Origin of the sequence: Propylenella binzhouense (assembly GCF_009866965.1) — a bacterium.
Lineage (GTDB): Bacteria > Pseudomonadota > Alphaproteobacteria > Rhizobiales > Afifellaceae > Propylenella > Propylenella binzhouense.
This window is the reverse complement of record NZ_SPKJ01000098.1, coordinates 1-14,717: the sequence shown is the minus strand read 5'-3', so window position 1 is coordinate 14,717 and position 14,717 is coordinate 1. Positions and strand designations below refer to the sequence as shown.

Genomic DNA, 14,717 nt, shown 5'->3' with positions numbered 1-14,717 from the left:
CCCGGCAGGGCGTCCGAGGCCGCCGCGGCCCGGCCGCTTTCGTCGCCTGGGTCGGCCGCGCTCCGGCCGCCCGCCTCGCCCGCGTCGGGCCTTGCCTCGTCCGCCGCGACCGCCTTCTCCTCGCCCCCCATCTCGCGGCCGGCGCGGTGCCAGTGCTCGTCGTGGCGCCCTTCGGGGCGCCCCTCCTCCTCCCAGATCCGGTAGGCACGCTCCCGGATGCGATCCTCGTCCTTCTCGGCCATTCGAACCTCCGTTGCCGGGACATTGTCTGCGGGCCGCACGGCCGCGGCCCGAAACTCGCCCGGGGGCGTGAAACGAGGATGACGGCAGGTCCGATCCGTCGCCGCGCGGCGACGTACCATCGGCAGGCTTCCGCTCAGGCGGCGAACTCGTCCCGGCGGTAGCCCTGGAGGAAGAGGAGCGCGCTGAGATCGCCGTGGTCGATCGCCGCATCGGCCTCGGCGCGGAGCGCCGGCTTGGCGTGATAGGCGACGCCGAGGCCCGCGGCGCGCACCATGCCGAGATCGTTGGCGCCGTCGCCGACGGCGATGACGTCGGCGAGGCCGATGCCGAGCTCGGCGGCGAGCTCGCGCAGCGTCGCCTCCTTCGCCTCGCGCCCGAGGATCGGCTCCGCGACATGGCCGGTGAAGATTTCGCCGTCGAGGATCAGCGTGTTGGCGCGGTTCACGTGGAAGCCGAGCCGCTCGGCGATGGGCCCGGTGAAGACCGTGAAGCCGCCCGAGACGAGGGCGGTGTGCGCGCCCGCCTTCCGCATGGTCTGGACGAGGGTCCGGCCGCCGGGATTGAGCGTGATGCGCTCGGCGAGCACCCGCTCCACGACATTGCGGGAGAGGCCGGCGAGCAGCGAGACGCGTTCCCGGAGCGCCGGCTCGAAGGCGATCTCGCCGCGCATGGCGCGTTCCGTGATCGCCGCCACGTGGCTCCCGACGCCGACGACGTCGGCAAGCTCGTCGATGCATTCCTGGCCGATCAGGGTGGAATCCATGTCGGCGAGGAGGAGCTTCTTGCGCCGGTTCTCCGCCGGCAGGACGGCGAGGTCGACCGGCGCGCCGGCGAGCGCGCGGCGGGCGGCATCGAGGATCGTCGCGCGCTCGCCGGCGACCCCGATGTCGCAGGCCTCGCCGGGCGAGAGCCAGTCGGCTGCGTCCGCCGCCGGTCCGAGCGCGGCGCGGACGCGGTCGACGAGATCGCCCGAAAGGGGCGCCTTCGCTTTGGCGGCGATGATGGTTAGGACGAGGGCCATGGATCCGCGGCGGGACGTCGATTTCGAGGAGGCGCTCGGAAAGCGCGCCGTGCTGATAGCGGGACCGACCGCGAGCGGCAAGTCGGCGCTTGCGCTCGCGCTCGCCGGGGCGGCGTCGGAGAGCGGCCGGCCCGCGCTCGTCGTCAATGCCGATTCCATGCAGGTCTACGCCGATCTCCGCGTGCTCTCCGCCCGCCCCTCCGCGGCGGACGAGGCGCGCGTGCCGCACCGGCTCTACGGACATGTCTCCGGGGCGGAGGCCTATTCCGCCGGCCGCTGGCTCGCCGATGTCGGACCCGTTCTGCGCGAAGCCGAAGCCGGCGGGGCGCTGCCGATCCTCGTCGGCGGCACCGGGCTCTACTTCAGGGCGCTCGCCGGCGGCCTCTCCGAAATCCCGGCCGTGCCGGAGCCGGTCCGGCGGCGCTGGCGGAGCGCGCTCGCGGAGGCGGGGCCCGCGGCCCTTTACGGGCTCCTCGCGGCGCGCGATCCGGAAATGGCGGCGCGGCTGCGGCCGAGCGACCCGCAGCGGATCGTCCGGGCGCTCGAGGTGCTGGAGGCGACCGGCCGCTCGCTCGCCGCCTTCCAGGCGGGCGGCGGCGAACCCCTCCTCGCCGGCGAAGGCGTCGCGCGCTTCGTCCTCGAGCCGGACCGCGCCGTGCTCCGGTGCCGGATCGGCGCGCGCGTCGAGGCGATGCTCGCCGGCGGCGCCGTGGAGGAGGTCGCTTCCCTCCTCGCGCGCCGGCTCCCGCCCGAACTGCCGGTCATGAAGGCGATCGGCGTGCGCGAGATCGGCGCGCTCCTCGCCGGCTCGCTCGCGCGGCCGGAGGCCGCGGAGGCGATGAACGTCGCGACCCGGCAATACGCCAAGCGGCAGGCGACCTGGTTCCGGAACCAGATGCCCGGATGGCGGCGCGTCCGGCCGGCGTGAGGCGGGCAGGCCCCGGAAAGCCGTTTCCCGCGGCGCCGGATCGGCATAGGATGCAAATATTCGAATAAGAGAATGGAGGAAATCGCCGTGACGTCAGCCAAGGACTGCCTGCTTGTCGCCACCTTGATGTTTTCCGCCGCCCCGGTGCTGTCGGCCGGCCCGGCGCTCGCGGGCGATGGAACGCACCATCTCGCTTTGCAGATCAGCGACAAGGATCCGCAGAAGATGAACACGGTGCTGAACGTGGCGGCGAACGTCTCGCAATATTATTCCGCCAAGGGCGAGGAGGTCGAAATCCAGGTCGTCGCATTCAACCAGGGCCTCCACATGCTCCGCGAGGACACCTCGCCGGTGAAGGAGCGCCTGAAATCCTTCGCCCAGAGCATGCCGAACGTGACCTTCGACGCATGCAACAACACGCGCGAGGCGATGGCGCGGCAGGAAGGCGGGGCGATACCGCTCGTCGCGAATGCGAAGGTCGTGCCCTCGGGGGCGGTCACGCTGATCGAGCTCGACGAGGCGGGCTGGTCGGTGCTGAGGCCGTAGGCAGGAAATCGCGCGGCCGGCCTTGACCCGGCGGGCCGGCCGCCATAGAAGAGCGGCCATGTCTCATATCGAGCTTATCGTATCGTCGCGCACTGCCGGGGTGGCCTTGTAGCCGCCGCGAACGGTAGTGCGCATCCAAGGGTCCCGCCGGGGCCCTTTTTTTATGCCCTGCGCCGTCGCGCGCGAAGAAGGCGAGCCTGGGTCGAACCGGAGTGGAAGCGATGTCGGAACAAATGACCGGTGCGGAAATGGTCATCAGGGCCCTGATCGACCAGGGCGTGGAGCACATCTTCGGCTATCCGGGCGGCGCGGTACTTCCGATCTACGACGAGCTCTTCCAGCAGGACAAGGTCAGGCACATCCTGGTCCGGCACGAGCAGGGCGCCGGCCATGCGGCGGAGGGCTACGCGCGCTCGACCGGCCGGCCCGGCGTCGTGCTGGTCACCTCCGGACCGGGCGCGACCAACATGGTCACCCCGCTCACCGACGCGATGATGGATTCGATCCCGCTCGTCTGCATCACCGGGCAGGTGCCGACCCATCTCATCGGCAACGATGCGTTCCAGGAATGCGACACGGTCGGCATCACGCGTCCCTGCACCAAGCACAACTGGCTGGTGAAGGACGTCAACGACCTCGCGCGGATCCTCCACGAGGCCTTCTACGTCGCCGCGACCGGGCGGCCCGGCCCGGTCGTCGTCGACGTGCCGAAGGACGTGCAGTTCGCGACCGGCACCTATGTCGGCCCGGAGGAGGCGCGCAGGACGCGCCGGCACACCGGCTACCAGCCGCCGCGGCAGGGCGATCCGGAGCAGATCCGGCGCGCCGTGCGGCTGATGCGGCAGGCGCGCCGCCCCGTCCTCTATACCGGCGGCGGGGTCGTCAATTCCGGCCCGGAGGCCGCGAAGCTGCTGCGCGAGCTGGTGGCGTTGACCGGCTATCCGATCACCTCGACCCTGATGGGGCTCGGCGCCTATCCCGCTTCGGGCAGGAACTGGCTCGGCATGCTCGGCATGCACGGCACCTACGAGGCCAACATGGCGATGCACGATTGCGACCTGATGGTCGCGATCGGCGCGCGCTTCGACGACCGCATCACCGGCCGCACGGACGCCTTCTCGCCGGGCTCGCGCAAGATCCATGTCGATGTCGACGCGTCCTCCATCAACAAGAACATCCGGGTCGACGTGCCGGTCGTGGGCGACGTCGCCCATGTGCTGAGGGCGATGATCGCGGCGCTCCGCGAGGACGAGCCGGCGAAGCCGGACGCGCTCGCCCCCTGGTGGAACCAGATCGCGCGCTGGCGGGCCCGCAACTCGCTCGCCTTCCGGCCCTCGAAGAGCGTGATCATGCCGCAATTCGCGATCCAGCGGCTGCACGCGCTGACGAAGGACCGCGACACCTACATCACGACCGAGGTCGGACAGCACCAGATGTGGGCGGCGCAGTTCTACGGCTTCGAGGAGCCGAACCGGTGGATGACCTCCGGCGGCCTCGGCACCATGGGCTACGGCCTGCCCGCCGCGCTCGGCGTGCAGGCGGCGCATCCGGAGAGCCTCGTCATCGACATCGCCGGCGACGCCTCGGTGCTCATGAACATGCAGGAGATGTCGTCGGCCATCCAGCACGAGCTGCCGATCAAGGTGTTCATCCTGAACAACCAGTACATGGGCATGGTCAGGCAGTGGCAGCAGCTGCTCCACGGCAACCGGCTGTCGCATTCCTATACCGAGGCGTTGCCGGATTTCGTGAAGCTCGCCGAGGCCTATGGCGGCGTCGGCATCCGCGCCGAGAAGCCGGCCGAGCTCGACGACGCCATCATGGCGATGATCGAGACGCGCAAGCCGGTGATCTTCGACTGCAGGGTGGCGAACCTCGAGAACTGCTTCCCGATGATCCCGTCGGGCAAGGCGCACAACGAGATGCTCCTGCCCCTGGAGGCGAACGACGAGGCCGCCCTTGCGCAATCCTTCGCCGCCGGCAAGGAGCTGGTCTAGGGCGGACAAGCTCGCGCGCGTTCGCGAACTTCGACAGGGAGTTCGCGCGACGGGCCGGCGCACTTGCGGACCTGCCCCCTGTCCGATTGCCTTGGTCCCGGCGCCGCTATCGACGGAGATTTGAAGATGAATGACACGATGACCGCGAAGCCCGCCCCCACCCCGCCGGCCTCCGCCTACTTCATCGAGGAGCGGCGCGATCCGAGCGAGACGCACACGCTCGCCGTGCTCGTCGACAACGAGCCGGGCGTGCTGGCGCGCGTGATCGGCCTGTTCTCCGGGCGCGGCTACAACATCGAGAGCCTCACGGTCTCGGAGACGGAGCATGCCAAGCATCTCTCCCGCATCACGATCGTGACCACCGGCACGCCGCCGGTTCTCGAACAGATCCGCAACCAGCTCGACCGGCTGGTGCCGGTGCACCGGGTGACCGACCTCACGATGGTGGCGCGCGGCCGCGGCCAGGAGAAGCCGCTCGAGCGCGAGCTTGCGCTCATCAAGGTGCGCGGCAGCGGCGAGCACCGGATCGAGGCGCTCCGGCTCGCCACCGCCTTCAAGGCGGAGGTGGTCGATGCGACGACCGAGCATTTCGTGTTCCAGCTCACCGGCCCGAGCAGCGAGATCGAGCAGTTCGTGGCGATCCTGCAGCCGCTCGGGCTCGTCGAGGTGTGCCGGACCGGCGTGGCGGCCATGAATCGCGGGCCGGATCCGATGTAGCGCCATGTCGCCCGAAATCTTCGCCGCGCTCCTCGTCTTCGCCTTCGTCGCGTCGATCACGCCCGGCCCGAACAATCTCATGCTGCTCGCCTCCGGCGTGAACTTCGGCTTCCGCAGGACGCTGCCGCACATGCTGGGGATCGGCGTCGGCTTCTTCGTCCTGCTGCTCGCCGTCGGCTTCGGTCTCGGCGCGATCCTGGAGCGCATGCCCGCGCTCTACACGGCGCTGAAATTCGCCGGCGGGGCCTATCTCCTCTACATCGCCTACCGGGTTGCGACCTCCCGCTCGATCGGGAGCACCGTCGCCGCCGCGCGTCCCATGCGCTTCCTGGAGGCGGCCGCCTTCCAGTGGGTCAATCCGAAGGCGTGGGTCATCGCGATCGGCGGCATGGCCGCCTACACGAACCCGGAGCGCTATGCCGAAAGCGTGCTTCTCGTCGGCGTCGCCTTCGCGCTCGTCAACCTGCCGAGCGTGTCCACCTGGGCGGCGTTCGGGGCGGGGCTCCGCACCTGGCTCTCCAATCCGGTGCGGCTGCGGTGGTTCAACGCCGCGATGGGCGCGCTGCTCGCGCTTTCGCTCTGGCCGATGCTGCGCTAGCGGCCTCGCTTCCCTCTCCGTCGTCATCGCCGGACTTGATCCGGCGATCCATGGACGCCCGATCCGGTCAGTTCGGCTGGACGCGGCTTCCGCGCGCCGGCACGTGCCAGACGTCCTCGGCATATTCCCGGATCGTCCGGTCGGAGGAGAACCAGCCCATGTTCGCGGTGTTGAGCACGCTCGAGCGCCACCAGCGGCGCGGATTGCGCCACGCCTCGTCGACCATCCGCTGGGCGAGGTAGTAGCTGTCGAAATCGGCGGCGACCAGGAAGCGGTCGTGATGCTTCACGATGCCGACGAGATGGGCGTAGCGGTCGCGGTCGCCGCCGGAAAAGGCGCCGCCGGCCACAGCGTCGAGCACTTCGGCGAGCATCGGCGAGGCGGCGATGTCGCCCATCGCATCGAGGCCCCGGCGGTGCCGCTCGGCGACCTCGTTGGCGCGCAGGCCGAAGATGAAGATGTTGTCGTCGCCGACATGCTCGCGGATCTCGATATTGGCGCCGTCGAGCGTGCCGATCGTGAGCGCGCCGTTGAGGGCGAACTTCATGTTGCCGGTGCCGGAGGCCTCCATGCCGGCGGTCGAGATCTGCTCGGAAAGGTCCGCGGCCGGGATGATCGCCTCCGCCAGGCTCACATTGTAGTTGGGCAGGAAGACCACCTTCAAGAGGTCGCGCACCGAGGGGTCGTTATTGACGATCGCGGCGACGTCGTGGGCGAGCCGGATGATCGTCTTCGCCTCGCTGTAGCTCGCCGCCGCCTTGCCGGCGAAGATCTTCACGCGCGGGAACCAGTTGCGGGTCGGCTGCGCGCGGATCGCGTCGTAGAGGGCGATCGTCTCCAAGATGTTGAGGAGCTGGCGCTTGTATTCGTGGATGCGCTTCACGTGCACGTCGAAGAGCGCGTGCGGGTTGACGCGGATGTCGAGCCGCTCGCGGATGACGCGCGCGAGCGCCACCTTGTTGGCGAGCCGCACCTCGGAGAGCCGCTCGTGGAACGCATTGTCGCCGGCGAGCGCGGCCGCGCGCGCGATCGCCGCCGGCTCGTCCATCAGCTCCTCGCCGCAGGCCTCGCACAGCAGCGCGGTGAGCCCCGGATTGGCCTGGTGCAGCCAGCGGCGGAAGGTGATGCCGTTCGTCTTGTTGACGACCCGCCCCGGAAACAGCCGGTGCAGGTCGCCGAACACGGTCTCCTTCATCAGCTCGGTATGGAGCGCCGAGACGCCGTTCACGCGGTGCGAGCCGAGAAAGGCGAGGTGGCCCATGCGGACGCGGCGGCCGTGGTTCTCGTCGATCATCGAGACCGAGGCGAGCAGCCGCTCGTCGCCCGGATGGGCCTGGCGCACCGCCTCCAGGTGATGCGCGTTGATGAGGTAGATGATCTGCATGTGCCGGGGCAGCAGCCGCTCGAAGAGCGGGATCGGCCAGGTCTCGAGCGCCTCCGGCAGCAGCGTGTGGTTGGTGTAGGAGAAGGTGGCGCGGGTGATGTCCCAGGCCTGGTCCCAGCCGACATGCTCGAGGTCGACGAGGATCCGCATCAGCTCGGCGACGGCGATGCTCGGATGCGTGTCGTTGAGCTGGATCGACGCCTTGTCCGGGAGCGAGCGGATGTCGCCATAGGTGCGGATGTGGCGGCGGACGAGGTCCTGCAGCGAGGCCGACACGAAGAAATATTCCTGCCGGAGCCTCAGCTCCTGGCCGGCGGCGGTGGCGTCGCTCGGATAGAGCACCTTAGAGATCGCCTCGGCGCGGACCTGCTCGGTCAGCGCGCCGACATGGTCGCCGCTGTTGAAGGCGTCGAGCCGCAGCGGGTCGACGGCGCGGGCCGACCACAGGCGAAGCGGATTGACGTGCTCGCCGCGCCAGCCGACGACCGGCACGTCATAGGCGACCGCCTCGATCGTCTCCGCCGGCTGCCAGATCGCGACGCGGGCGCCGCCGGCGGTGCTCGCCGCCTGCACAGAGCCGCCGAAATGGATGTCGTAGATGACCTCCGGGCGCTCGAACTCCCATGGATTGCCGAAGGAGAGCCAGGTCTCCGGATATTCCTGCTGGACGCCGCCCTTGATCACCTGGCGGAAGAGGCCGTGGTCGTAGCGTATGCCGTAGCCGTAGGCCGGGATGCCGAGCGTCGCCATGCTCTCCACCAGGCAGGCGGCGAGCCGGCCGAGACCGCCATTGCCGAGCGCCGCGTCCGGCTCCGCCGCCTTCAGCTCGTCGAGATCCATGCCGAGATCGCCGAGCGCGGCGCGGAACGTCTCCGTCAGGCCGAGATTGTGCAGGACGTCGCCGAGCAGGCGCCCGAGCAGGAATTCCAGCGAGAGATAGTAGACGCGCTTGCTGTTCCCCTTGCGGATCGCCCGGTTCGCCTCGATCCAGCTGTGCACGATGCGGTCGCGCGCGGCGAGCGAGGCGGCCATGTACCAGTCGCGCGGGCTGGCGGTCGCCGGGTTCTTGCCGACCGAGAGCGCGAGCTTGGCGAGAATGGTCTCGCGGATCGGCGCGATTTCATCTTCCTTCGCGGGCCGGGCGAACAGCGCCTTCGGAAGGGCGATCGACTGCGGGCCTCTGTCGGCGTCACGCTTCAACATGGAAGAATCTCGCGGAATCGAATGTGTCTGCACCGGTTGGGGCCGCGCGGCAGGCCGCCCGGATCGGCTCCTGCCGAAAAAAGTCAGGGTCAGCCCTTCTCCATTCTCCGCCTAGTGCCATTTGGCAACAGTTGCGGAGGATTTTGCGGATTTTTTGCAGCATTGCCGGCGCGTCTTCAACCGGCCTCGTCGGGACTGGGTTAATTGCGGCGGAAGCCGCCGGTTGCGCCGCCCGGCGCGGAAGGAAGGCTCACGACTTCTTGCGCACCCGGTAGGTCTGCGAATCCGGGTCGTATTCGAGCGTCTCGGCCGCCGGCCTCTGCTTCTCGGCGTCGCGCACCTCGCGGTCGACCCGCGCGACCTGCTTCTTCACGCCCTTGTAGAGATACCAGGCGCCGTAGGCGGCGAGGCCGAGGACGACGATCTGCAGCACGGGCGGTCTCCCCTAGAGGCCGAAGCGGGAGCGCAGCGCCCGCTCCTCGAGCTCGGCGACGAGCGCCGTCGTCGCCCGTTCGGCGAGCGATTCGAGGCCGAGCCGGCGCGGAAGGAAGCTGCGCTCGGAGCCCAGAAGCTTCATCTTCACCTTCTCCCCGAACATCTCGCGCAGCACCGTCCGGATCTCGCCGGTGCGGTCGGCGAGGCCAAGCGCGACGGCGGTCTTGCCGGACCAGAACATGCCGGAGAAGATGTCGTCGTTCTGCCGCAGCACGTCGCCGCGGCGGCTCCGCACGATGTCGATGAAATGGTCGTGCACCTCTTCCTGGATCGCCTTCAGGCGGGCCACGTCGTCGGGCTTCTCGGGCTGGAACGGGTCGAGGATGACCTTGGCATGGCCCGACGTGTAGACGCGCCGCTCGACGCCGATCTTGTTCATCGCCTCCACGAAGCCGAACCCGGCCGAGACCACCCCGATCGAGCCGACGATCGAGGCGGGGTCGACGACGATCTCGTCGCCGGCGCAGGCGATCATGTAGCCGCCGGACGCGCAGACGTCCTCCACGAAGACGAGGACCCGCTTGTCCTTCTCCTCCGCCAGGCTGCGGATGCGCCTGTAGATGAGATGCGACTGGACCGGCGAGCCGCCAGGCGAATCGATGAGGAGCGCGACGGCCGGCGCGGCCTTCATGTCGAAGGCCTTCTTCAGCACGCCGGCGGTGGAGGAGAGGGTCAGTCCGTTGCGCAGGCGGGATGCCCTGCCGATCACGCCGCCGAGCCGCACCACCGGCACCACGGGCGCGTCGCCCCCGGGCATGATGCGCCTGATGCTCTGTGAAATGGATCCCAGCACGCTCGTCCTTCTCGCAAATGCAGTCCCGGACAACATGGCTTCGAATCCGGCCTTTCGCCAGCCCCGGTTCAGGCCACGATGTCGCTTCCGGCCCTCAGGATGGCGTCCGCCTCGGCCGTCCAGCGGCCGTCGGGCTCGTGCAGCACGAGGTCCGGGCGGATCCGCAGCGGCTTCCGGCTCGCCTTCACGGCGGAGAGCAGGATGCGGATGGCGTCTTCTCCCGCGCGTGGACGCACGGGAACGAGGGCGGTCCCGCCGAAGCCGCGGCCGACGAGCGCCAGCATCTCGGCGAGCGCGTCGGCGCGATGGACGATGCAGAGCCGCCCGCCGCGCCGCAGCAGCCCGGCGGCGGTCCGGATCCAGGCGCCGAGCGTGCCCTCCGCCGCGACATGGGCGCTCCGTCGCCGCGGTTCCGGCGAGGCGCGCACGCTGCCCTCCGTCGCGAATGGCGGGTTCATCAGCACGAAGTCGGCGCTTCCGTCGAAGAGCCCGGCGGCCTCGCGTGCCGGACGCGCGACCGCGACGTCTGCGACCTGGAGGCTGACGCGGCCGGCGAAGCCCGCATTCTCCGGCAGTGCGAGCGAGCGGCGGGCAAGCGCGGCGAGGCCGGCGTCCCGCTCCACCGCCATCACTTTCAGGGCGGGGGCGCGGGCGGCCGCGCAGAAGGAGGCCGCGCCGGCCCCGGCGCCGAGTTCCACCGCAATTCCGTCCGCGGCGGCGGGGACGAGCGCCTGGAGCAGCACCGCGTCGAGGCCGGACCGGTGGCCGCGGGCGGGCTGGATCACCTTCACCCTGCCGCCGAGGAAGGCGTCGCAGGTGATCGCGACCGGATCGGGGGAGTTCATTTCGGAAGCCCGGAAAGCTCCGTTCCGAGCCCGGCCTCCTCCATCAGGCGGCGCGCGGACGTCAGGTCCCGGGACGGGACCAGCACCCGGCGCGGCAGGATGCCGAGCGAGCCCTCGACGACGCTCGTGTTCCAGTCGACCACGAGATGCTCGATGCCGGCGTCCCGGAGAAGGGTCTCCACGAACGAAATCAGGACGGGATCGTTGCTGCGGAGAAGTTCGTTCACGCGCCGAGCGTAGCGGCTTCCGGCGGTGCGGCGAAGTCCCCCGCGGCGCGGCTGCGCGATCGAGGCTTCAAGTCGTTCGTCAAACTCGGTATGGGCTTGGAAGCCGGCCTCGATCTGTCCGAGAGGAGTAAGCCGTTGGGCGTCGTTCTGCCTTTGGAGGATAGCCACCCGAAGGGGGCCTCGATCGAACCGCTCGTCAAGGCCACCGCGGCGGGCATGGAGCAGGTCAACCGCGTCATCGTCGAGAGGACGGGCTCGCAGGTCACGCTCATTCCCGAGGTCGCGCGCTATCTCATCAATTCGGGCGGCAAGCGGCTGCGCCCGATGGTCACGCTCGGCGCGGCGCTCGCCTGCGGCTATCGCGGGAGCGGCGACGTCAAGCTCGCCGCGAGCGTCGAGTTCATGCACACCGCCACGCTCTTCCACGACGATGTCGTCGACGAGAGCGATACCCGGCGGGGCAAGCGCACCGCACGGCTCGTCTGGGGCAACCAGGAGAGCGTGCTCGTCGGGGATTTCCTGCTCGGCCAGGCGTTCCGGATGATGGTCGAGGTCGGCTCGCTCGAGGCGCTCGATGTGCTTTCCGCCGCGGCGGCCACGATCGCCGAGGGCGAGGTGATGCAGCTCGGCACGGCGAAGAACACGGAGACCACCGAGGACGAATACATCGAGGTGATCCGGGCCAAGACGGCGGCCCTCTTTTCCGCCGCCGCCGAGGTGGGCCCGATCATCGCCGGCGCCGACCGGTCGGTCAGGGCCGCGTTCCGCTCCTACGGAACGAATATCGGCATCGCGTTCCAGCTCATCGACGACGTGCTCGATTATGGCGGCGTCTCGGCGACCTTGGGCAAGAATGTCGGCGACGACTTCCGGGAGGGCAAGGTGACGCTTCCCGTCGTGCTCGCCTACCGGCGCGGCAGCGACGAGGACCGCGCCTTCTGGCGCAGGAGCCTGGTCGAAGGCGGGACCTCGGACCAGGCGCTCGAACACGCGATCGCGCTCCTCAACCGCACGCGCGCGCTTGCCGATACCGTCGATCGCGCCCGCCACTATGCCGCGATGGCCACCGACGCGCTTGCGCCGCTCCCGAACAGCGCCGCCAAGGCCGGGCTGCTCGAAGCGGTCGGCTTCTCGATCAGGCGCGCTTCCTGACGCGCCCCGGCCGGGCGAGTTGTTTCGATCGGCTCCGAGGTTTATTTCGGAACGATGCGAACGATTGGAGCGCAGCCATGATGGCGCAGAAGCTTCGTGCCGGCTCGCGCCGGCTGGCCCTTTCCGCGCTGCTCGTCGCCGGCCTGAGCCAGCAGGCCTCGGCCGCGGCTGCCGGCCGCGACGAGTCGGTGGAGCTGAATAGCCTTTCCGGCACCTATCTCGCGGCGCGCGTCGCCGATTCGCAGAAGGACATCGCGAGCGCCGCGCGCTTCTACCGCGAGGCCTATGCGCGCGATCCCGACAGCCTGTTCCTGCTCGAGCGCTCGCTCGTGCTGACGGCCGCCGACGGCGAGGTCAAGGAATCGCTCCGCTATGCCCGCGATCTCGCGGCGAAGGCGCCCGACAGCCTCGCCGCGCGGCTGCTCCTCGGCGTCGAGGACATCCGCACGGCGCGCTATTCCGATGCGGTGGAGCAGCTCGGCCATGCCGGCAAGGGCGCGCTCGCCGATCTCACCATCGCGCTCCTGACGGCATGGGCGCAATACGGGCAGGGCAAGGTGGACGAGGCGCTCGCCACCATCGACAAGGTCGAAGGCGAGGACTGGTACCGTCCCTTCAAGCTGCTCCATGCCGGCTACATCAACGTCCTCGCCGGGCGGAACGACGCCGCCGTCGAGATCCTGAAGACTGCCGAGGAGGCGGATCGCGGGGCCGTCCGGATCGCCGAGGCCTATGCCCGCGCGCTGTCCCGCGCCGGCCGGAACAAGGATGCCGAGGCGCTGCTCTCGGACTTTCTCGACCGCTTCCCCGACAATGCGATCGCCCGCCGGGCCCTCGACGAGGTTCGCGCCGGCAAGAAGCTGGCGCCCGGCGTGTCGGGCCCCGTCGAGGGCGCGGCCGAGGTGCTGGGCGGGCTCGGCGCCGCGATCGGGCAGGATGGCGGCCTCGAACTGTCCGCGCTCTATCTCCGGCTCTCGCTCTATCTCGCGCCGAACAGTGCCGGCGGGCTGACCGCGCTCTCGCTCGGCAACATCCTCGATTCCGGCGGCCAGAGCGAAGCGGCCATCGAGGTGCTGGAGGCGATCGATCCGAAGGCGCCGTTCCGCGCGCTCGGGCTTCTCAGGGCCGCGATGGCGCTCGACAGGCTGGAGCGTGCCGACGAGGCCGAAGCGGCGTTCCGGGAATCGATCGCGCGGAATCCGAACGATCTGCAGGCGCACATCGCCTACGGCAACATGCTGCGCGGCCGGGAGCAGTTCGACAAGGCGGCGGAGCAATATTCGCGCGCCGTGGCGCTGATTTCCGAGCCGTCCCGCGGCGACTGGACCCTGTTCTATTTCCGCGGCATCGCCTACGAGCGCACCAAGCAATGGCCGAAGGCGGAGGCGGACTTCAAGAAGGCGCTGGAGCTGTTTCCGGATCAGCCGCTTGTTCTGAACTATCTGGGCTATTCCTGGGTCGACATGGGGACGAACCTCGACCAGGCGCTCGGAATGATCAGGAAGGCGGTCGAGCTCCGGCCGAATGACGGCTACATCGTGGACAGCCTCGGCTGGGCGTACTACCGGCTCGGGCGGTTCGATGACGCCGTTTCGGAGCTGGAGCGCGCCGTCTCGCTGATGCCGCAGGACCCGGTGATCAACGATCATCTCGGCGATGCCTACTGGCAGGTCGGCCGCACGCTCGAGGCGCAGTTCCAGTGGCGCCACGCCCGCGACCTCGGCGCCAAGGAGCCCGAGCTGCCGATCATCCTCAAGAAGATCGCGGAAGGCCGGCTCGTCCAGAAGGCGGCGATCGAGCCGGCGGCGCAGGAGGCTTCGCTCTCGTCGCCGGTGAGCGATGCCACGGAGATGCGCTCCCACGTGGTCGTGGCGGGGGAATCGCTCTGGACGATCGCCGCGAAATATCTCGGCAGCGGCAGCCGCTTCCAGCTGATCCTCGACGCCAACAAGGACGTCCTTCCGCGCGCCTCCGCGCTCCGGCCGGGCATGCGGCTCCGCCTGCCGGAGCGCTGATCTGGCCCCGGAGGCTGCCGGCGGCCGCGTTCGGATCGCGCCCGCCAAGATCAACCTGGCGCTCCACGTGACCGGCCGCAGGCCGGACGGCTATCACGCGCTCGATACTCTGGCCGTGTTCGCGTCGGAGGGGGACCGGCTCGCGGTCGGGCCGGCCGGCGACCGGCTCGCGCTGACGGTCGAGGGTCCGTTCTCGGCCCTTGCGCCGGCCGGCGAGGACAATCTGGTCATCCGGGCGGCGCGTTCGCTCGCGGCCGCCCTCGGCAGGCCCGCCGAGGCGGCGATCCGGCTGGAGAAGAACCTGCCGGCCGGGGCGGGCTTCGGGGGCGGCTCGGCGGATGCCGCCGCCGCGCTCCTGGCGTTGAACGATCTCTGGGCCGCCGCTCTTCCGGGGGAGGAACTCGCCGCGCTCGCCCTCGGGCTGGGGGCGGACGTGCCGATGTGCCTTGCGGGCCGGGCGCTCCGCGCCCGCGGCGTCGGCGAGCGGCTCGCCGCGCTCGGGTCCTGGCCGGCCCTGCCGGTCGTCCTCGTCTGGCCCGGCCGGACGGTCGCG

At 69.9% G+C, this 14,717-nt stretch carries 15 protein-coding genes; 8 read left to right on the top strand and 7 right to left on the bottom strand.

Translation table 11 applies throughout. The annotated features are described in order from the left end of the window. A partial coding sequence (locus E4O86_RS19230; RefSeq protein WP_161142169.1) for a DUF2934 domain-containing protein occupies positions 1-242 on the bottom strand: 242 nt, incomplete at its 3' end. A 134-nt stretch (positions 243-376) separates the two neighbouring features. Next, positions 377-1,264, bottom strand: coding sequence for a phosphoserine phosphatase SerB (gene serB / locus E4O86_RS19225; RefSeq protein ID WP_246206500.1), 888 nt, complete (start codon positions 1,262-1,264; stop codon positions 377-379). Here serB and miaA point away from each other — a divergent pair. The 5 genes from miaA (at position 1,263) to E4O86_RS19200 (ending at position 6,050) form a co-directional block, all read left to right on the top strand. Continuing rightward, complete coding sequence (gene miaA / locus E4O86_RS19220; RefSeq protein ID WP_246206499.1) at positions 1,263-2,192, top strand: tRNA (adenosine(37)-N6)-dimethylallyltransferase MiaA; 930 nt, start codon at positions 1,263-1,265, stop codon at positions 2,190-2,192. The two genes, serB and miaA, sit on opposite strands and share 2 nt — an antisense overlap. Before the next feature lie 87 nt (positions 2,193-2,279). Continuing rightward, positions 2,280-2,738, top strand: coding sequence for a DsrE family protein (locus tag E4O86_RS19215; RefSeq protein WP_425500144.1), 459 nt, complete (start codon positions 2,280-2,282; stop codon positions 2,736-2,738). A 221-nt stretch (positions 2,739-2,959) separates the two neighbouring features. Continuing rightward, entirely contained in the window at positions 2,960-4,735 is a 1,776-nt protein-coding gene (locus tag E4O86_RS19210; protein WP_161142166.1) for an acetolactate synthase 3 large subunit, read from the top strand. Between the two features lie 138 nt (positions 4,736-4,873). After that, positions 4,874-5,452, top strand: coding sequence for an acetolactate synthase small subunit (gene ilvN / locus E4O86_RS19205; protein ID WP_161142172.1), 579 nt, complete (start codon positions 4,874-4,876; stop codon positions 5,450-5,452). A gap of 4 nt (positions 5,453-5,456) precedes the next feature. Continuing rightward, a complete protein-coding gene (locus tag E4O86_RS19200; RefSeq protein ID WP_161142165.1) occupies positions 5,457-6,050 on the top strand; it encodes a LysE family translocator in 594 nt (197 codons plus the stop codon). A 67-nt stretch (positions 6,051-6,117) separates the two neighbouring features. Here E4O86_RS19200 and E4O86_RS19195 read toward each other — a convergent pair whose 3' ends face one another. The 5 genes from E4O86_RS19195 to E4O86_RS23675 form a co-directional block, all read right to left on the bottom strand. Further along, a complete protein-coding gene (locus E4O86_RS19195) occupies positions 6,118-8,637 on the bottom strand; it encodes a glycogen/starch/alpha-glucan phosphorylase (RefSeq protein ID WP_161142164.1) in 2,520 nt (839 codons plus the stop codon). A gap of 250 nt (positions 8,638-8,887) precedes the next feature. Continuing rightward, positions 8,888-9,070 carry a hypothetical protein gene (locus E4O86_RS19190; RefSeq protein ID WP_161142163.1) on the bottom strand — a complete coding sequence of 61 codons (183 nt, stop codon included), beginning with the start codon at positions 9,068-9,070 and terminating at the stop codon, positions 8,888-8,890. Between the two features lie 12 nt (positions 9,071-9,082). Further along, positions 9,083-9,913 (bottom strand): S49 family peptidase, encoded by an 831-nt coding sequence (locus E4O86_RS19185; RefSeq protein ID WP_425500145.1) that lies wholly within the window; start codon positions 9,911-9,913, stop codon positions 9,083-9,085. A gap of 80 nt (positions 9,914-9,993) precedes the next feature. After that, on the bottom strand, positions 9,994-10,770 hold the full coding sequence (locus E4O86_RS19180; protein WP_161142162.1) for a tRNA1(Val) (adenine(37)-N6)-methyltransferase: 777 nt from the start codon (positions 10,768-10,770) through the stop codon (positions 9,994-9,996). Continuing rightward, complete coding sequence (locus tag E4O86_RS23675) at positions 10,767-10,997, bottom strand: putative signal transducing protein (RefSeq protein ID WP_161142161.1); 231 nt, start codon at positions 10,995-10,997, stop codon at positions 10,767-10,769. The genes E4O86_RS19180 and E4O86_RS23675 overlap by 4 nt, the downstream gene beginning before the upstream one ends. A 135-nt stretch (positions 10,998-11,132) precedes the next feature. On the opposite strand from E4O86_RS23675, the gene E4O86_RS19170 reads away from it, so the two are divergent. The 3 genes from E4O86_RS19170 to E4O86_RS19160 form a co-directional block, all read left to right on the top strand. Further along, entirely contained in the window at positions 11,133-12,149 is a 1,017-nt protein-coding gene (locus E4O86_RS19170) for a polyprenyl synthetase family protein (protein ID WP_161142160.1), read from the top strand. A gap of 77 nt (positions 12,150-12,226) precedes the next feature. Then, positions 12,227-14,164: a tetratricopeptide repeat protein gene (locus tag E4O86_RS19165; protein WP_205520972.1), complete on the top strand. Its 1,938-nt coding sequence runs from the start codon at positions 12,227-12,229 to the stop codon at positions 14,162-14,164. Position 14,165: 1 nt separating this feature from the next. Then, positions 14,166-14,717, top strand: a 552-nt coding sequence (locus E4O86_RS19160; protein ID WP_161142170.1) for a 4-(cytidine 5'-diphospho)-2-C-methyl-D-erythritol kinase, incomplete at its 3' end; no start/stop codon positions are given.